Annotated in this window: 13 protein-coding genes and 1 pseudogene; 6 read left to right on the plus strand and 8 right to left on the minus strand. The window is 71.6% G+C overall.

Annotation, left to right across the window (positions count from 1 at the left end; all coding sequences use genetic code 11):
* Window positions 1–300: 300 nt before the first annotated feature.
* The 4 genes from DEP02_RS20530 to DEP02_RS20545 are packed head-to-tail and all read right to left on the minus strand — an operon-like array spanning window position 301 to window position 5,762.
* On the minus strand, window positions 301–2,613 hold the full coding sequence (locus DEP02_RS20530) for a beta-xylosidase/alpha-l-arabinosidase (RefSeq protein ID WP_112469148.1): 2,313 nt from the start codon (window positions 2,611–2,613) through the stop codon (window positions 301–303).
* 35 nt (window positions 2,614–2,648) lie between these two features.
* Window positions 2,649–3,551, minus strand: coding sequence for a carbohydrate ABC transporter permease (locus tag DEP02_RS20535; protein ID WP_198668504.1), 903 nt, complete (start codon window positions 3,549–3,551; stop codon window positions 2,649–2,651).
* A 4-nt stretch (window positions 3,552–3,555) separates the two neighbouring features.
* On the minus strand, window positions 3,556–4,452 hold the full coding sequence (locus DEP02_RS20540; RefSeq protein WP_112469150.1) for a carbohydrate ABC transporter permease: 897 nt from the start codon (window positions 4,450–4,452) through the stop codon (window positions 3,556–3,558).
* On the minus strand, window positions 4,449–5,762 hold the full coding sequence (locus DEP02_RS20545; protein ID WP_112469151.1) for an ABC transporter substrate-binding protein: 1,314 nt from the start codon (window positions 5,760–5,762) through the stop codon (window positions 4,449–4,451). Before DEP02_RS20545 ends, DEP02_RS20540 begins: the two co-directional genes overlap by 4 nt.
* Before the next feature lie 186 nt (window positions 5,763–5,948).
* Between DEP02_RS20545 and DEP02_RS20550 the strand changes: the two genes are divergently transcribed.
* From DEP02_RS20550 to DEP02_RS20560, 3 genes are all read left to right on the plus strand, one after another.
* A complete protein-coding gene (locus DEP02_RS20550; protein WP_112469152.1) occupies window positions 5,949–6,977 on the plus strand; it encodes a LacI family DNA-binding transcriptional regulator in 1,029 nt (342 codons plus the stop codon).
* Between the two features lie 130 nt (window positions 6,978–7,107).
* The gene (locus tag DEP02_RS20555; protein WP_112469153.1) at window positions 7,108–8,220 is read left to right on the plus strand and encodes an LCP family protein; all 1,113 of its coding nucleotides are present in this window, start codon (window positions 7,108–7,110) and stop codon (window positions 8,218–8,220) included.
* A 148-nt stretch (window positions 8,221–8,368) separates the two neighbouring features.
* Window positions 8,369–9,004, plus strand: a complete 636-nt coding sequence (locus DEP02_RS20560; protein ID WP_112469154.1) for a Uma2 family endonuclease — start codon at window positions 8,369–8,371, stop codon at window positions 9,002–9,004.
* A 5-nt stretch (window positions 9,005–9,009) separates the two neighbouring features.
* Here DEP02_RS20560 and DEP02_RS20565 read toward each other — a convergent pair whose 3' ends face one another.
* Window positions 9,010–10,245 (minus strand): class I SAM-dependent methyltransferase, encoded by a 1,236-nt coding sequence (locus DEP02_RS20565; protein ID WP_232839211.1) that lies wholly within the window; start codon window positions 10,243–10,245, stop codon window positions 9,010–9,012.
* Window positions 10,246–10,336: 91 nt separating this feature from the next.
* On the opposite strand from DEP02_RS20565, the gene DEP02_RS20570 reads away from it, so the two are divergent.
* From DEP02_RS20570 to groL, 3 genes are all read left to right on the plus strand, one after another.
* On the plus strand, window positions 10,337–11,272 hold the full coding sequence (locus tag DEP02_RS20570) for a polysaccharide deacetylase family protein (RefSeq protein ID WP_112469156.1): 936 nt from the start codon (window positions 10,337–10,339) through the stop codon (window positions 11,270–11,272).
* A 350-nt stretch (window positions 11,273–11,622) separates the two neighbouring features.
* Window positions 11,623–11,931: a co-chaperone GroES gene (gene groES, locus DEP02_RS20575; RefSeq protein ID WP_111006804.1), complete on the plus strand. Its 309-nt coding sequence runs from the start codon at window positions 11,623–11,625 to the stop codon at window positions 11,929–11,931.
* 114 nt (window positions 11,932–12,045) lie between these two features.
* The gene (gene groL, locus DEP02_RS20580; protein WP_112469157.1) at window positions 12,046–13,671 is read left to right on the plus strand and encodes a chaperonin GroEL; all 1,626 of its coding nucleotides are present in this window, start codon (window positions 12,046–12,048) and stop codon (window positions 13,669–13,671) included.
* A gap of 186 nt (window positions 13,672–13,857) precedes the next feature.
* On the opposite strand, the gene DEP02_RS20585 is transcribed toward groL, so the two are convergent.
* The 3 genes and pseudogenes from DEP02_RS20585 to DEP02_RS20595 form a co-directional block, all read right to left on the minus strand.
* Window positions 13,858–16,029, minus strand: coding sequence for a DEAD/DEAH box helicase (locus DEP02_RS20585; protein ID WP_112469158.1), 2,172 nt, complete (start codon window positions 16,027–16,029; stop codon window positions 13,858–13,860).
* Window positions 16,026–17,390 (minus strand): BREX system ATP-binding protein BrxD, encoded by a 1,365-nt coding sequence (brxD, locus tag DEP02_RS20590; RefSeq protein WP_112469159.1) that lies wholly within the window; start codon window positions 17,388–17,390, stop codon window positions 16,026–16,028. The genes DEP02_RS20585 and brxD overlap by 4 nt, the downstream gene beginning before the upstream one ends.
* Window positions 17,387–18,080: pseudogene (locus tag DEP02_RS20595) on the minus strand (BREX-2 system phosphatase PglZ); the annotation flags it as partial. The pseudogene DEP02_RS20595 and the gene brxD, both read right to left, overlap by 4 nt.

The raw sequence follows: 18,080 nt of genomic DNA on the forward strand, positions 1-18,080 counted from the left end.
CCCACCCACCCGCCCGTCTCGGTGGGGGGAGGCGTCCCGTTCCCGGGGCTCCGCCCCAGACCCCGGCGGGGCTCTGCCCCTGCACCTCGGTGGGGTGTGTGTCCCCCTGGGTGCAAGGTCCTCGCCCCGTCGCCGGAGGGGCTGGAAAAGTCAGCCTGTCTGGGGGCGCCCCCTGCTCGTAGAGCTTGGGGGGATTGAGGACGAGGCCGTTCAGGCCGAAGCGGGGGTCTGGGGGGGGGCGCCGCCCCCGGGGACGGGACGGGTAGGGGCGGCGGGGGCGGAAAACCCCTGTGGGACGGGTCAGGGCACCTCCGTGGTCTCCGTCTCGCAGCGCAGCCGGCGGTCCGGGCCCAGCTCCCTCACCGGACCCGTCAGGGTCAGGTGGGCCGTGTGGCGGATGTCCGAGGACGAGGCGGCCAGGCGCAGTTCCAGGGCGCCCGGCTCCACCACCCGGCGGCCCCCGCGGTCGGTGAACGCCGACAGGTCCGCGTGGAAGCGGAAGGTCACCCGGCGGGACTCGCCGGCGGACAGCTCCAGCCGCTCGTAGCCGATCAGGCGTACGTCCGGGCGGGTCACCGACGCCACCGGGTCGTGCAGGTACAGCTGCACGACCTCCGCACCGGCCAGGTCACCGGTGTTGCGGACGGTCAGCGAGACGTCGTACGAGCCGTCCGTGCCGATTTCGGTGACATCGTTGCCCTGGAAGTCGGACCACTCGAACGTTGTGTACGACACCCCGTGTCCGAACGGGTACAGCGGCGTCGGGTCCAGGCTGCTCACCTCCCCGGCCAGACCCAGCGGCGGCTGGAGGTACGTCCACGGCTGGCCCCCCGGCCCGCGCGGCACGCTCACCGGGAGCCGGCCCGAGGGGTTCACCCGGCCCGAGAGGACGCCCGCGACCGCGGACCCGCCCTCCTCGCCGGGGAAGAACGCCTGGACGGCGGCGCCCAGGCGCCCGTCCCAGCGGCCCAGCGCGTAGGGGCGGCCGGTGAGGAGGATCAGCACCACCGGCACGCCCGTGCCCACCAGCGCGTCCAGCAGCTCGCCCTGGACGCCGGGCAGGCTCAGGTCCGCCACGTCGCAGCCCTCGCCCGACGTGCCCCGGCCGAACAGGCCCGAGCGGTCGCCCAGGACCGCCACGCACACGTCCGCCTCCCGCGCCCGTGCGACCGCCTCCTCGAAGCCGGAGGTGTCCGGGTCGGACACGTCGCAGCCCTCGGTGAACGTCACCTTCGCGTCGGGCAGTTCCGTACGCAGCGCGTCCAGCACGGTGGGGATCTCGATGCCCATGGGCACCTCGGGGTGCTGGGTGCCCACGTGGGAGGGGAAGGAGTAGCAGCCCAGCATGGCCAGGGCGTCCGCCGCACGAGGGCCGACCACCGCGATCCGGGTGTCGGGCGACAGCGGCAGCACACCGTCCGGGTTGGTCAGCAGCACCACCGACTCCTCGGCCAGGCGGCGGGCCACGGCCCGGTTGCCCGCCGAGTCCAGGTCGATCGACTCCGCGGGTACGTCGGCGTTCCAGTCCTCGTCCAGCAGGCCCAGCTCGCACTTCTGCAGCAGGACGCGGCGGGCCGCGCGGTCCACCAGGGACTCCGGGACCGTGCCCTCCCGCACCGCCGCCGCCAGGTCCTTGCCGTAGCACTTCACGGTGGGCAGCTCGACGTCGATGCCGGCGGTCAGGGCCAGATCGGCGGAGTCCGCCGGGCTGCCCGACACCCGGTGCAGGATCTGCAGGAAGTCGATGCCGAAGTAGTCGGCGACCACCGTCCCCGTGAAACCCCACTGCTCGCGCAGGAGTTCGGTGAGCAGGTGCGGGTCCGCGGAGGCCGGTACGCCGTCCGTCTCCGTGTACGCCGCCATCACCGAGCGCGCGCCGCCCTCGCGCAGCGCCATCTCGAACGGCGGGAGCGTGATGTCGGCGAACTCCCGGGTGCCGGCCCGTACCGGGGCCAGGTTGCGGGCGCCCACCGAGGAGGCGTATCCGGCGAAGTGCTTCAGCGTGGCGACGATTCCCGCCGATTCAAGGCCTCGAACGTAGGCGGCGGCGATCGTGCCGACCAGGTACGGGTCCTCGCCGATGGTCTCCTCCACCCGGCCCCAGCGCGGGTCACGGACCACGTCCAGGACGGGGGCGAGTCCCTGGTGCACGCCCACCGAGCGCAGGTCCCGGCCGATGCGGCCGGCCATCTCCTCCACCAGGGCCGGGTCGAAGGCGGCGCCCCAGGCCAGGGGGACCGGGTAGGCGGTCGCGCCCCAGGCCGTGAAGCCGGCCAGGCACTCCTCGTGGGCGACGGCCGGGATGCCGAAGCGGCCGGCCTCGGCGATCCGGCGCTGGGCGCGGGCCAGTGCCTGCGCGCCCAGCGCCGGGTCCACGGGGGCGGTGCCGAAGGAACGGGTGAGCTGGCCGAGGCCGAGGGTGATCAGCTCGTCCCAGTCGTAGTCCGTGTTCATCGCCTGCTGGTGCGGGGCGACGCCGTCGCCGTCCGTCGAGGCGCCCACCCATACGCCGTACAGCTGGGCGGTCTTCTCCTCCAGCGTCATCCGGGAGAGCAGGTCGTCGACGCGGGCGGCGGCGGGCAGGGCGGGGTCGCGCCAGGGGGCGGTGGTCATGGAGCTCCTGTCAGAGACGTCGGAAGAGGGTGGGTTCACTTGCCGCCCACGCCCATCAGACCGCCCACGAGGGCGCGCCGGGCCACCAGGTAGACGGCGAAGATCGGGATTCCGGAGAGGACGACGGAGGCGAGCAGGGCGGGGATGTTCACGCCGAACTCGCTGACGTAGTTGAACAGGCCGAGGGTCAGCACGCGCGGGCCGTCGGACTGGGTGAAGATCAGCGGGAAGAGGAAGCCGTTCCAGGCCTGCAGGGCCGAGTAGATGACGACCGTGCTGATGCCGCCCTTGGTCACCGGGATGACCAGCTGGAACAGCATCCGCGTGGGGGAGGCGCCGTCCAGGGCCATCGCCTCGTACAGCTCCTCGGAGATGTCCCGCATGGTGCCGGTGAGGACGAGCACCGACACCGGCATCGCGAAGGCCGCCGTCGGCAGGATGATCGCGAGCAGGCTGTCGTAGAGGTCCAGCTTGGCGATCATCAGGTAGAGGGGGACGACGACCGCCTGTGCGGGGATGGCGACACCCAGCAGGAACAGGCGGAAGGCCGCGCTCGACCAGAAGCCGCGGCTGCGCACGGCGACGTAGGCGAGGGGGACGCACAGCACGAGGACGATCGCCACGACGGCCGCCGCGACGGTCACCGTGTTGGTGAGCAGGTGGCCGAAGCCGCTGTGCAGGACGATGTCGTAGTTCTCGAGGGTGGGGTCGGTGGGCGGCTTGAGGGCGTTGTGGCCCAGCGCCTTGTCCTGGCTGGTCAGCGAGGTGGTGATCATCGCGTAGATGGGGATGATCACGACGGCCAGCCAGATGACCGAGCCGAGGCCGGCCAGCGGGTTCGGACGCCTGGTCCAGTGGCGGCGGCGGTGGGCGGGGCCCGAGGTCACCGGCGGCTTCGGGGCCCGTACGGGGCGGCGTGGCAACGTATCGTGTGACACCTCGTCACATTCCTTCCCTGGTGCTGCGCATGGTGCCGAAGCCGGTCAGTCGGACCAGCAGCAGCGACAGCGCGGTGGCGGCCACGACGAGGAAGGTCGCGACGGCGCTCGCGTAGCCGAAGTCGTAGCTCTTGAAGCCCGCCTCGTACATCAGGTACGGCAGGATCGCGGTGTCCGTGCCGGGGCCGCCCTGGGTCAGGATCAGCACGGTCTCGAAGTACGTCAGCGAGCCGACGATCATCAGCACGGTCGACGTGGTCGCCGTGTTGCGCAGCTGCGGCAGGGTGATCGAGAAGAACTGGCGGTAGCGGCCGGCGCCGTCGATCGCCGCGGCCTGGTAGAGGACTTCGGGGATCTGCCGTGCCCCACCCTGGTAGATCAGGGTGTGGAACGGGATGAACTGCCAGCCGCCGACGAAGACGATCGCGAGGAAGGCGCCGGAGGTGGTGCCGAGCGTGTCGCCCTGGATGATGCCGAAGTTGGGGTCGAGCAGGGCGTAGAAGAGCAGCGAGATCGCCGTCGAGGACAGCAGGAACGGTGTGAAGAAGACCGCGGAGAGGACTGCCCGGTTGCGCTGGCGGCCCGCCGCCCAGACGCCCAGCAGCAGCGAGACGACGGTCTGGAAGACCCAGCTGACGACGGTGAGCAGCACGGTCACCGTCAGGGACTGGGTCAGGCGCGGGTCGTCGATCAGTTTCTGCCAGTTCGCCAGGCCCACCGGCTCGGGGTCGCCCAGGCCGTTCCACCTGGTGAAGGACAGGTAGAAGGCCAGGAGCATGGGGCCGATGGCGAAGAAGGCGAAGAACAGGACGCCGGGCAGGACCCAGGAGGGGTGCGGGCGTCCGGCCCGCACGCCCTTCCCGGGCCTGCCCTTCGTACCGGTGGAGACCGTGGAGCTCACTTCAGCCCCTTGAGCGCGGCCACGAACTGGCTCGGCGTCGACTTGCCCACGAACAGCTTGTTGATCTCGGTGAGCATCGGCGTCTGGATGCTCGGGTCGACCGCCTGGTCCCAGCTCAGGGTGAAGGCCGGGGCCTGCTGCACCATCTCGTACTGGAACTTGGCGAACTCGGGGTTGGGGGAGGAGTCGAGCAGCTTGGCCGCGTTGGACGTGGTCGGGATGTCGCCGTTGTCGACCAGGTCCTTGGTGTAGGCGTCGGAGGCGCACTCCTTCAGGAAGGCGATCGCCGCGTCCTTGTTGGACGTACGGGCGTTCACCGACCAGTAGTTGGTGGGGTTGCCGACGACGTTGCGGATGTCTCCGGAGCCGCCCTCGAACTCCGGGAACGCGCACCAGCCCAGGTCCTTCCTGGCGAAGTCCGGGAACTTGCCGAGCTGCGTGGGGTACTCCCACGAGCCCATCAGGTGCATGGCCGCCTTGCCCTTGGCGAAGACCGCGGGCGCGCCGCCGTTGCCGTACCCCACCGAGCTGTAGCCCTTGCCGAAGGCGCCGTCGTCGATGAGCTGCTTGACCGTCTCGGCGGCCTTGAGCACGGCCGGGTCGCCCCAGCCGGCGGAGTCGCCGTTCTTGATGCGCTCGAAGACCTCGGGCCCGCCGATGCGGTCGACCAGGTACTCCAGCCACATCAGTTCCGTCCAGGTGTCGGCACCGCCGAGCGCGAACGGGGTGATCCTCGCCTTCTTCAGCTTGGCGTTGATGTCGAGCAGCTGGTCCCAGGTGGTGGGCGGCTGGAGTTTGTGCTCGGCGAAGACCGCCTTGTTGTAGAAGAGGATCACCGGCTGCATGCCGCGCATCGGGACGCCGTAGTTGCGGCCGCCCAGCGCGCCCGCGGCGAGCACGGAGGGCAGGAAGCCGTCCCTGAGGACCGGGTCGGACTTGATGATGTCGGTGAGGTCGATCAGCTGGTTCGCATCCTTGTACGCCTTGATGGAGCCGCCGCCCCAGTTGAAGAACAGGTCGGGGGCGTGCGGCGAGCCCATCGCGGTGCGCAGCTTGGCGGGGTAGTCCGAGCCGGGCACCTTCTCCAGCTTGATCCTGCCCTTCGCCTCCTTGGCCGCGGCGGAGGCGTTGAACCGGCTGACGGCCGCGGTCTGCACCTTCACCGCGTCGTCGCCGTACACCATCGCCGTGATGGTGCCGCCGCCCGAACCGCCGGAGCCGCCGCCGGAACCACAGGCGGTGAGTCCGGCGGCCGAGATGAGGGTGGTGGCGCCGGCGCCGAGGAACCAGCGCCTGCTGTAGGACTCCATGTGACGGCACCTCTCACGATGTCGTGTTGCCGAATGTTCGTCCGGCCGGTGTGTGCGGGTGACCGAAGTGCGCGTAACCGGAAGTTGCGTGTGGCCGAATGTTTCGCATGACACTTCGAATGTTCCGGGAACTTATGGCGCGCAGGGGGGTTCGTCAAGGGGTTGCGCAGAGATACGATCGCCCGCATGAACCCTCCAAAGCCCGCAGAAACACAGACCGCCACGCTCGCCGAGATCGCCCGCGAGGCCGGTGTGTCGGCTCCGACTGTTTCGAAGGTCCTCAACGGGCGGGCCGATGTCGCCCCGACGACCCGCAGCCGTGTCGAGGAGCTGCTGCGGGCCCACGGCTACCGGCGCCGGCGGGCCGAGGCGACCCGCTCGCCGCTGATCGACCTGGTCTTCCACGAGCTGGAGAGCGCCTGGGCGATGGAGGTCATCCGGGGCGTGGAGAACGTGGCACGGGACGCGGGGCTGAGCGTCGTGCTCTCCGAGAGCGCGGGCCGGCTCACCCCCGGGCGGACCTGGGCCGACCAGGTCGCCGCCCGCCGCCCGCACGGCGTGATCCTGGTGCTGTCCGGGCTCGACGAGTCCCAGCGGGCGCTGCTGACCAGCCGCTCCATCCCGTTCGTGGTGATGGACCCGGCCGGTGACCCCGGCGCCGACGTGCCGTCGATCGGCGCGACCAACTGGCAGGGCGGGCTGGCCGCGACCCGGCACCTGGTGGAGCTCGGGCACACCCGGATCGGCGCGATCAGCGGGCCGTCGCGGATGATGTGCAGCCGCGCCCGGGTCGACGGCTACCGGGCGGCGCTGGAGACGGCGGGACTGCCGGTGGACCCGTCGCTGATCGTGACCGGCGACTTCCACCACGAGGCCGGCTACCGGCTGGGCCTGAAGCTGCTGGGCCGCGAGGACCGGCCGACCGCCGTCTTCGCGGGCAACGACCTGCAGGCGCTCGGCCTGTACGAGGCGGCACGCGAGCTGGGGCTGCGCATCCCGGAGGACCTGAGCGTGGTCGGCTTCGACGACCTGCCGGTGGCGCGCTGGGTGGGACCGCCGCTGACGACCGTACGCCAGCCGCTGACGGAGATGGCGGAGGCGGCGGCGAAGCTGGTGCTGGACCTCGGGCGCGAGGAGGAGTCGCCGGTGGCGACCCGGGTGGAACTGGCCACGAGCCTGGTGGTGCGCAGCAGCACGGCGGCGCCGGCGGGGTGAGGCCGGGGGGACTGGGTGAGACCGGGTGAGGCCGGGGTGCCGGGGCGTGTCGAAACTTTCGGAGATGAGATTTTCTGAAGAAAAGCCTTGTGTCGCCCTCCCCTTGGTGAGCTTTTCATGACTCGGACGTATGTTCCTCTCTGTGAGGGGACACAACAGGGGACATGACAGGGAACGCGACGGGGGACAGGGGGACAGCGGGGAGGCCGGCAGACGGGCGGATCCGGCGCGCGCGGCGAGCTCGGCACGCTCGGGGGCGCTGAAGGCCGTGGGCCTGACCCTGGCCGGCGCCCTGGTGCTGGGCGTCGCGGCGGCGGGCTGGACGTACTGGCAGCTGAACCACAACATCACGGGCGTCGACATCAACAACGCGCTCGGCGACAACCGCCCGCCCAGGCTGCTGACGGAGCCCTCGGCGGAGGCGCCCGCCCTGCCCGGCGGCGCCCTCAACATCCTGGTGCTGGGCTCGGACTCGCGCGGCGGCACGGAGAACAAGGAGCTCGGCGGCGGCGACAGCGAGGGCGCGCGCTCCGACACCGCGATGGTGGTGCACATCGACGCGGGCCGGACCTCGGCCACCGTGGTGAGCATCCCGCGCGACACGCTGGTGGCGCGCCCGTCCTGCCCGTTGGCCTCCGGCGGCGCGACGACGGCGGCGTACAGCGCGATGTTCAACAGCGCCTACTCGGTGGGCGGGCCGGTGTGCGCGGTCAAGACGGTCGAGTCGCTCACCGACGTCCGCATGGACCACTACGTCGAGATCGACTTCTCCGGCTTCGCGAAACTGGTGGACGCGCTCGGCGGGGTCACCGTCACCACCGAGCAGGACATCGACGACGACAAGAGCCACCTGCACCTGGAGGCCGGCACCCACCACCTGGACGGCACCCAGGCCCTCGCCCTCGCCCGCACCCGGCACGGCATAGGCGACGGCAGCGACCTCGGCCGCATAGGGCTGCAGCAGATGCTGGTCAGGGCCATGCTGGAGGAGATCACCTCCACCGGCCTCCTGAACGACCCCGCCCGGCTCTACCGCGTGGCCGACGCGGTCACCGGCAGCCTGACCACGGACACCGGCCTGGACTCGCTCGCGGAGCTGACGACCCTCGCCCGGAGCCTGAAGGACCTGACGGCCGAGAACGTGGAAACGGTGACCCTTCCGGTGGTGACGGCCCCGTACAACCCCAACCGCGTGGTGGCCCAGGAGCCGGAGGCGAGCGAACTGTGGGCGTCGCTGCGCTGACCGCGGTCGAACCGACGGGACATGATCACTCGTTCGGATGATCGGCACGCATGAGGACCCGCGGTGCGCTGCGTATACGTACCGTCACGGCTGTCACTTGTGCCGTAGTGGCGCTCCCGCCCACACTTGAAGGAGGAGGTGCTTCACGATGACCGCTCTCGCAGAAGAGGTGGCTCCGGTGGTGACAGACGAGCCGGTTTCCGAACCTGGTGCCGATCTGGACGAGGTCCTGTGGCAGGCGTGGAAGGCCCTGGATCTCCCCGAGGGCTACCGCGCCGAGATCATCGAGGGGGCCATCGAGGTGTCGCCCACCGGTCGCCGTCGTCACACCGTCCTCATCGGCCGCCTCCGCCGTGCGCTTGATGCGCACCTGGCGGGCAGCGGTTACGCAGTTCATCACGACGGCAATGTCATCCACCGCCACAAACCCTGGATCCCCGACCTCTTCGTCGCCCCCCTCGACCTCGACGAGATCCCCGACGAGGAGGGGCTCGGCGTCGACGCCGCCGGGGTGAAGACGGTCATCGAGGTCAGCTCGCCAGGTCACCGGAACCTCCAGCGTGACCGCGTCCGCAAGCGCCGCGAGTACGCCCGGGCGGGGATCCCGGTGTATGTGATCGTCGACGACTTCGACGACGAGGGAGCCGTCCTGGTGCTGACGTCCCCCGATCCGAAGAAGGCCAAGTACACCGACGAACACCGTGTCCCTTACGGCACCGACGCGGTGATCCCGGAGGGGCCGGCCAAGGGCTTCGCCATCGGCGAGGCGATCGTCGCGTCCTGAGGGCGTCAGCGCGCCGGGCGGCCGAGCAGCATGGTCGGGGCCCCCGCGACGCGGGTGAGGAACACCGTTGCCGTGTTCCTCCCGTGCGGCTTCGGGAGGACCTTGCGGCGCAGTTCCTCCGGCTCGACCGCCGAGCCGCGCTTCTTCACGGTCAGGGTGCCGACCTCGCGCTCGCGCAGCAGGGCCTTCAGTTTCTTGGCGTTGAAGGGGAGCCGGGCGTCGATCTCGTAGGCGGTGGCGTACGGGGTGGGGCGGAGTTCGTCGGCGGTGACGTACGCGATGGACGGGTCGAGGAGGCCGCCGTCGAGGTCCGCGGCGACCTCGGCCACGAGATGGGCGCGGATGACCGCACCGTCCGGTTCGTACAGGTAGCGGCCCGGGGTACGGACCCGGGGGTCGGGCAGGCCGCGGGCGCGCAGGGTGTGCGGGCCGGGCAGCAGGGTCGCCCGGACCAGGCCAGGCTCGGTGCCGAACCACAGCACCGCCTCCTTCACCTCCCCGCCGTTGGAGATCCACTCGGCCTCGGCCTGCGGCGGGAGCGCCTCGTGCGGGATGCCGGGGGCGACCTTCAGGGCGGCGTGCGGTGCCTTGAGGGCCGTGCCGACGGCCCAGGAGAGCGGGGGCGAGTACGCCTCCGGGTCGAAGATCCGCCCGCCCGTCGCCCGGCCACCACCCCTCATCGACGTGCTTCGCACGGCCCCTCCTTGTCTGCCACCTCTACGGGCGGGGTCCACGAAGACGGCGTCGTACGGCGACGGGTCCACCTCCGTCACGTCCGCCTCCCGCACCTCGATCAGGTCCGCGAGTCCCAGGGCCTCCGCGTTCGCCCGCGCCGTGGCCACCGTCAGCGGGTCACGGTCCACGGCGAGGACCCGGATCCCCGCGCGGGCCAGCGCGATCGCGTCGCCGCCGATGCCGCAGCACAGGTCGGCGACGGAGGTCACGCCGAGTTCGCGGAAGCGGTGCGCCCGGTACGCCGCCACGCTCGCCCGTGTCGACTGCTCCACCCCGTTCGGCGTGAAGAACATCCGCCCCGCGTCCTCGGCCCCGAACTTCGCCACCGCCCGTTGCCGCAGCAGGGCCTGGCCGAGCGCCGCCGACACCAGCTCGGCGGGGTGCCGGCAGCGCAGCCGGGTGGCGACGGCGAGTTCGTCGGCGGGGTCGGTGTCGCGCACCTCGTCCAGGAGGGCGCGGCCCTCGGGGGTGAGCAGCGAGGCGAAGGCGTGGAGGTGGTCGTTCACCGGCCCATTGTGGGCCGGTCGGTGGATGGTGTGCCTCAGGGCCGCGGTGTCGCCCCGGGTTCCGGGCGGCGGACTGCGAGGATCCGGCGCCATGGGACCAGTAGTACAAAATGACAAAAAGAGCCCCAAAGGGTTCCTGTATCGCACGGTGGGGATCCACGGCGGGCTCACGGTTCTCGCCGTCGCCGCCCTCGCCTCCGGCTGTGCCCAGTCGGGCACACCGGTGAGTCCGGCCCCCGGCCAGCAGCGCCTCCAGGCACCGCCGGCCCGCGCCCCGGACTCGTACGCAGACCGCCTGCGCACCTCCGCGCAGCGGGCGGCCGCCGCCAGGCGCTGGGGCCTGGAGCAGGTCCCGCTGGTGCCCCCGCCGCCGCCCGCCACGAAACCGAGGATCACCGCCCGCCCGGGCTTCGAGGTGGGCCACCAGGAGGACTGGGACCTGCCCCCGGTCTTCACCACGGTCCCCACCAAGGACAAGGTCGTCTTCCTCACCATCGACGACGGCACGGAGAAGGACCCCGCGTTCCTGCGGATGATGAACGACCTGAAGATCCCGTACACGGCGTTCCTCAGCAACTACCTCATCGAGGACGACTACGACTACTTCCGGAAGATGCAGGCCTTGGGAGTCACCCTCAACAACCACACCCTGCACCACCCGTACCTGCCGGGTCTGTCCTACGAGGAGCAGCGGCACGAGATCTGCGGCATGCAGGACGTCATGCGGAAGGAGTTCGGCAAGCGCCCGAAGGTGTTCCGCCCGCCCTACGGCAACTACAACCAGGACACCCTGCGCGCCGCCAAGTCCTGCGGCATCGAGTACGCGCCGATCTGGAACGAGGAGGTCTACGTCGACCACTGGGAGTTCCGCGAGGACGACCAGCGGATGCGCCCCGGGGACATCGTCCTCACCCACTTCCGGGGCCCGGGCGAGTGGAACGGCACGATGGTCGACACCATGCGCCGGTTCCTCGACCACGTGACGGCCGAGGGGTTCGCGGTGGCCCGGCTGGAGGACTACCTGTGAGGTCACGTTTTCATCCGGGACCGGCGACAACCAGCCTGTCCGGCGCTTGAGGACGAGGCCGTTCGGGCCGACAGCGGGGGTCTGGGGGCGCAGCCCCCAGGGGCGGTCACCGTAAGAGACGGCACCTTGCACGGACGTACAGCACAGCGCACTCCCGGCCGACGCGCCACGAGGCAATTGGCACTCCGCTTGACCGAGTGCTAACCGCAGTCATAGTCTCGGCTCTGGCACTCCCCCCTGGAGAGTGCCAACAAAGCGACGGGCAGGTCCGGCACCCGCGACGACGGATCGACCTGGTCGCCACCTCAGACAGTTAACCCCGTGAGATCTCCGAAGGGGGAGGTCGGATCGTGACGACCGCCAGCTCCAAGGTTGCCATCAAGCCGCTCGAGGACCGCATTGTGGTCCAGCCGCTGGACGCCGAGCAGACCACGGCCTCTGGCCTGGTCATCCCGGACACCGCCAAGGAGAAGCCCCAGGAGGGCGTCGTCCTGGCCGTGGGCCCGGGCCGCTTCGAGGAGGGCAACCGCCTTCCGCTCGACGTGAAGGTCGGCGACGTCGTGCTCTACAGCAAGTACGGCGGCACCGAGGTGAAGTACAACAACGAGGAATACCTCGTTCTCTCGGCTCGCGACGTCCTCGCGATCATCGAGAAGTAAGTCACCTCAGCATTCCTGCTGTGAGCTGCGCCCCTGGCCCCCGCGACCGATAACAGGCCGGGCGCCCGGGGCGCAGCGTCTTTCCACCAGACTCCCGAGAGGGCTCCCGCTGCCATGGCGAAGATCCTGAAGTTCGACGAGGACGCCCGTCGCGCCCTTGAGCGCGGCGTCAACAAGCTTGCCGACACGGTCAAGGTGACGATCGGCCCCAAGGGCCGCAACGTCGTCATCGACAAGAAGTTCGGCGCCCCCACCATCACCAACGACGGCGTCACCATCGCCCGCGAGGTCGAGATCGAGGACCCGCACGAGAACCTTGGCGCCCAGCTGGTGAAGGAGGTGGCGACCAAGACCAACGACATCGCGGGTGACGGCACCACCACCGCCACCGTGCTCGCCCAGGCGCTGGTGCGCGTGGGCCTGAAGAACGTCGCCGCCGGTGCCTCCCCGGCCGCCCTGAAGAAGGGCATCGACGCCGCGGTCAAGGCCATCTCCGACGAGCTGCACGCCTCGGCGCGCCCGATCGACGAGAAGTCCGACATCGCCGCCGTGGCCGGGCTGTCCGCCCAGGACCAGCAGGTCGGCGAGCTGATCGCCGAGGCGATGGACAAGGTCGGCAAGGACGGTGTCATCACCGTCGAGGAGTCCAACACCTTCGGTCTGGAGCTGGACTTCACCGAGGGCATGGCCTTCGACAAGGGCTACCTGTCGCCGTACTTCGTGACGGACCAGGAGCGTATGGAGGCCGTCCTCGACGACCCGTACATCCTGATCCACCAGGGCAAGATCTCCGCGATCGCGGACATGCTGCCGCTGCTCGAGAAGATCATCCAGGCGAACGCCTCGAAGCCGCTGCTGATCATCGCCGAGGACGTCGAGGGCGAGGCCCTGTCGACGCTGGTCGTCAACAAGATCCGCGGCACGTTCAACGCCACGGCCGTCAAGGCCCCCGGCTTCGGCGACCGCCGCAAGGCGATGCTGCAGGACATGGCGGTCCTCACCGGCGCCACCGTCATCTCCGAGGAGGTCGGCCTCAAGCTCGACCAGGCCGGTCTGGACGTCCTCGGCTCCGCCCGCCGCGTCACCGTCACCAAGGACGACACCACGATCGTCGACGGCGCCGGCAAGAAGGAGGACGTCGAGGGCCGCATCGCGCAGATCAAGGCCGAGATCGAGAACACCGACTCCGACTGGGACCGCGAGAAGCTCCAGGAGCGCCTCGCGAAGCTGGCCGGCGGCGTGTGCGTGATCAAGGTCGGCGCCGCCACCGAGGTGGAGCTGAAGGAGAAGAAGCACCGTCTGGAGGACGCCATCTCCGCGACCCGCGCCGCGGTCGAGGAGGGCATCGTCTCCGGTGGCGGCTCCGCGCTCGTCCACGCCTCCAAGGTCCTGGAGGGCAACCTCGGCAAGACCGGCGACGAGGCCACCGGCGTCTCGGTCGTCCGCAACGCCGTCGTCGAGCCGCTGCGCTGGATCGCGGAGAACGCGGGCCTGGAGGGCTACGTCATCGTCTCCAAGGTCAGGGAGCTGGAGAAGGGCAGCGGCTACAACGCCGCCACCGGCGAGTACGGCGACCTGGTCAAGGCCGGCGTCATCGACCCGGTGAAGGTCACCCGCTCCGCCCTGGAGAACGCCGCCTCCATCGCCTCCCTCCTGCTGACGACCGAGACCCTGGTCGTCGAGAAGAAGGAAGAGGAAGAGCCGGCCGCCGCGGGCCACGGCCACGGCCACGCCCACTGAGCCGCTCCGCCGAGCTGAGCCACGTCACCGGTGCCCGGTGTCCCCTCGGGGCGCCGGGCACCGGTGTGTTTCGGCGTCTGCCCAGCGGGGGTTCCGATGTCGGGTGCGGGTCGTTCGTGGTTGGTCGCGCAGTTCCCCGCGCCCCTTGGAAGCGGTTGCCCCCGCGTTCCCCGGAAGGTGCCGTTCTCAGCCCTTCTGGCGGCTGACGAACCGTACGTCCTCCGCCAGTACCGCCCGTGCGCCCGGCTCGTCCGCCAGCCGGGCCGCCAGGGTGGCCTCCGCCAGCCGCTCGGGCAGAGCCTCGGCGAACTTCAGGCCGCGTACGGCGCGGATGTCGATCTCGGGCAGGGTGAGGCCGGCTCGCGCGTCGGTCAGCGCCGCCTGCCAGGCCTGCGCCGTGAGGTCGTCGCGCAGGGCGATGAACCGGTCGTCCACGCGCCGGTGCGGGACCGTGACGGGGGAGAGGGAGGCCGCCAGGGTGGCGTTCGCCCGGTGTCCCGCCCAGGTCCACCAGCGCACGTCCCCGTCACCGTCCCGGGTGATGAGCGTGGAGCCCGGGTGGACGACGTGCAGGTGCGCCTCCCGCGCCTCGGCGAGCCGCGCCGTGGCCCGCCGGGTGAGGGCCACCGGCGGGTCGCTGCCGAGCAGCACCTCACGAGCGGCCCGGGTCAGGACCCGGGAGCGGACGCGCACCGGCCCGAATCCGCTCCACTTGGCCCGCCCGCCCTCGTCCGCCGGCTCCACGAAACAGCGCCGGCGCTGCCAGTCGATGTACGTCACCAGCCAACTGCGGCCTGCCAGCAGCAGCTTGCGGGGTCCTGCCACCTCCTCGGTGAGCAGGTCCGGGTCCGTGCGGCCGATCTCCGTGCGCCCGCTGAGGACGGTGAACTCCGGGGGCGCGGTGAACGAGGCCGTGAGGTTCATGAAGTGCCGCTGCCCGTAGCGGCGTTCGGCCTCCGGGCCGATGAACAGCGTGCCGCCGTCCCGTTCCAGCCAGCCCTGTTCGACGAGATGCCGTACGACCGGTTCCGCCGCCGTCCCGAACGGGTTCAGGCCGCCCCACCACTTCTGCCACAGGTTCTCGCCGACGCGGTGCTCCTGCAGGCACAGGGCGAGGATCTGCTGGGCGACGAGGTGGCGGGGGTCGGGCGGCGGGAGCACCGGTTCGACCCAGCCGCGCGACCAGGCCAGCAGCAGGGACGCGGCCGACAGCAGTCCGGCGTCGTCCAGGGCCAGGAAGAGGCAGTTGCGCGTGGTGCCGGGGCGCCGTCCGGTGCGGCCCAGGCGTTGCAGGAACGAGGCCACCGTCGCGGGGGCGTCGAGCTGGATCACCCGGTCCAGGTCGCCCACGTCGATGCCGAGTTCCAGGGTGCTGGTGGAGACGATCACGCAGTCCCGGGCCTCGGCGAAGGCCGCCTCCGCGCGCCGTCGTTCGTCGGTGGACAGCGAGGCGTGCGAGAGGAACATGGTCACGCCGCGCAGCCTGAGCTGTTCGCCCAGTTCCTCGACGGTGCGCCGGCTCTCGCAGAACACCAGGCGTTTCTCGCCCCGGTGCAGCGCGGCGATCACGGTGGCCGCGTTGGCGACGGAGCCGACGTAGTCCAGTTCCACGTCTCCCGGCGGCGGGGTGGCGGGCTCACCCTCCGGCAGGGACACCGACGGGTCGCCGCCGGAGCCCGGCTCGGGCAGCGCCACGCCGGGCGCGACGACCCGGCCCGGACGCCCGCCCCGCCCCGACCCCTGCAACCAGTCCAGGAGTTGACGCGGATTGCCGACGGTGGCCGACAGCCCGATCCGCTGCACCGGCCGCCCGACGACCTTCTGCAGGCGCTCCAGCACGGCCAGCAGGTGCCAGCCGCGGTCGTCGCCGGCGAAGGCGTGCACCTCGTCGACGACCACGCTGTGCAGCCCCGAGAAGAACGCCCGGTGGTCCACGTTCACGCTGACGAGCATCGCCTCCAGCGACTCGGGCGTGGTGAGCAGCAGGTCCGGGCGCTGGGCGAGGATGCGGCGGCGCCGGGTGGCGGCGATGTCCCCGTGCCACAGCTCGGCTGTGCGCCCCACCCAGCCCGTGTACGTCTCCAGCCGCGGATGCAGGTTGTTGAGCAGCGCCTTCAGCGGGGTGACGTAGAGGATGCCGGTGCCCTTCCAGCCCTCCCGCTGTGCCCGGGTCAGCAGCGGGAGGACGGCGGCCTCGGTCTTGCCGCCGGCGGTCGGCGCGAGCAGGACGACGTCCTGCCCGGCGAGCACCGGCTGGATCGCCTCCTCCTGCAAGGGGCGCAGTGAACGCCAGCCGAGCGAGTTGACGATGTGGTGGACGAGGATCGGGTCGAGGCGGTCCAGCGCGTCGGCGCTCACGGCAGGTCCAGCTCCAGCTCCACGTCCCCGGCGCTCGCCGCCGCGTTGCGCTCCACCTCGTCGAGTTCGGCGCTGTCGACCGTGAGCGTGTAGTGGGCCCGGGGGTCGAAGTCGTCGAACGTGTCGACCCGGTCGAGGACGTCGGCGACCAGCTTGCGCAGGTACAGGCGGGGCGCGATGCCGGCCTTGCCGCCGAGCGAGCCCGTCACCGCCCGCGCCAGCTCGTCCAGGTAGGCGTCGTCGGCGCGCGCGGCGATCCGCTCGGGGTTCCTGGCCGTCGCCGTGTACACCCCGCGCACCTTGCGGCCGAGTTCGCCGAGGGAGGCCAGGTCGAAGCCGGGCAGGCGCAGTTGCACGGCGCGCGGGGAGTCGAAGCGCGGGTCGGTGGTGAAGTCGGTGGCCAGCCGCTGCGCCAGCGGCGCGAGGCGCTGCACGCCCTGCTGCCCGTCGTAGAAGGCGGGGGTGCCGGTGATGACCAGGAAGAGTCCCGGGAACCGGCCCGCGTCGATCTCGTCGAGGAGCTGCCGCAGCGCGTTCAGCGACTTCTCCCGTACGTCGCCGCGCACCCGCTGGAGCGTCTCCACCTCGTCAAGGACCAGGAGCAGTCCGGGGTGCCCGCAGTCCCGCAGCACGGTCAGCAGCCCCTGCAGGAAGCCGAGGGCGCCGAAGTGGTCGAGGTCGCCGCGCACTCCGGCCGCGCGCTTGGCGGCGGCGGCCACGGACCTCTGCCCGCCGAGCCAGGCGATCAGCGCCTCGGCGCGCGCTCCGTCACCGGCGGCCACCGCGTCGCGGTAGCCGCGCAGCGCCGCGGAGAAGGCGGGGGTGGTGCGGGCGACGTCCGCGAGCCGCCGCTCCAGCAGCTCGTCCACGGCCCGGCCGAGTCCCTGCTCGTCGTCCTCCTCGACCTCTCCGGCGTCGAGGACCTCCTCCTCCAGCGCGTAGAACCAGGAGTCGACGACGGCCCGCAGGGCGGACGGCGGGTGGGTGGCGGTGGTCAGGCGTTCGGCCAGGCGCCGGTAGACGGTCTCCAGGCGGTGCAGCGGGGTCTCGGTCTCGGAGATCTGCACCTCGCTGACGGCCAGTCCGCGCCGCTTGGCCCGCTCGGCGAGCCAGCGGGCGAAGAACGTCTTGCCGGAGCCGTACTCGCCGCGCAGCGCGTGGAAGGCGGAGCCGCCGCGGGCGACGGTGTCCAGGTCGTCGTCCAGGGCCTCCGCGAACCGGTCGAGCCCCACGGCGAACAGCCCGAGCCCCTGCTGCGGCACGGTGCCGCGGCGCAGCGCGTCGACGACGTCCCGGGCCCGCGCGGCGCTGATGCCGGGCGTCCCGGAACCGCCCGGGGTGGGTGCGGCGGTGGTGCTCATGAGGTGGTGCCTCCGGTGAACTGCTGCCGCAGCAGCTCCTTGTCCAGGTGGACCGTGCGCCCGGACTCCGTCAGCTGGAGCACCGGGTAGCCGTCGATGTTCAGCAGCCGCTCCAGCACGGTGACGAACCGCTCCGGGTTGCGCTGCGACTTGCCGGTGGCGGCCTGCGCGGCGGCGGCGACCGCGGCCGGGGAGAGCTTGCCGCCGGCCGCGAGCAGCGCGTCGAGGGCGGCGGCCACGGCCGTGTCGCTCGGCGGCAGCCGCACGAAGTCGCGCTGGGTCCGGTACGGCGCGCTGCGCACCGTCTGCTCGCCGGGGCTGCCGTGGCCGTCCTGCGGGAACAGGCTCTCGGTCTGCGGCGCCGGTTTCCTGCCCCGGCCGCGGGCCGCCGGTTCGGGCGCCTGCGCGGGCACGGGTTCCGCTCCGGCGCGCCACCACTCGGGGACGGTGTCCTCGGCGGGCAGCACCGTCCACCCCGCGGGGACACGGCTGTCGGAGGGGACGAAGGCGAGGACGGGCACGGTGACCTCCGCGAGGGAGGCGCCGCCGTGGTAGCCGGCCTGCCGGGAGGTGTAGCGCAGGTCGTCGCGCCAGGCGGCGGTGATCCGGCCGCCGGCCGCCCGGACCCGGGGTCCGGCGAGCCCGACCTCGCCCGGCCCGGCCGTGCCGGTCCGCCAGCGGGCGCCCTGG

It is taken from the genome of Streptomyces triticisoli (genome assembly GCF_003270085.1).
GTDB lineage: Bacteria > Actinomycetota > Actinomycetes > Streptomycetales > Streptomycetaceae > Streptomyces > Streptomyces triticisoli.

Coding starts and splice junctions, on each gene's coding strand:
- DEP02_RS20545 (WP_112469151.1), bottom strand. CDS start 5,762: ATGGAGTCCTACAGCAGGCGCTGGTTCCTCGGCGCCGGCGCCACCACC.
- DEP02_RS20560 (WP_112469154.1), top strand. CDS start 8,369: ATGACCGCTCTCGCAGAAGAGGTGGCTCCGGTGGTGACAGACGAGCCG.
- DEP02_RS20570 (WP_112469156.1), top strand. CDS start 10,337: ATGGGACCAGTAGTACAAAATGACAAAAAGAGCCCCAAAGGGTTCCTG.
- brxD (WP_112469159.1), bottom strand. CDS start 17,390: ATGAGCACCACCGCCGCACCCACCCCGGGCGGTTCCGGGACGCCCGGC.
- DEP02_RS20530 (WP_112469148.1), bottom strand. CDS start 2,613: ATGACCACCGCCCCCTGGCGCGACCCCGCCCTGCCCGCCGCCGCCCGC.
- DEP02_RS20555 (WP_112469153.1), top strand. CDS start 7,108: ATGTTCCTCTCTGTGAGGGGACACAACAGGGGACATGACAGGGAACGC.
- groL (WP_112469157.1), top strand. CDS start 12,046: ATGGCGAAGATCCTGAAGTTCGACGAGGACGCCCGTCGCGCCCTTGAG.
- DEP02_RS20550 (WP_112469152.1), top strand. CDS start 5,949: ATGAACCCTCCAAAGCCCGCAGAAACACAGACCGCCACGCTCGCCGAG.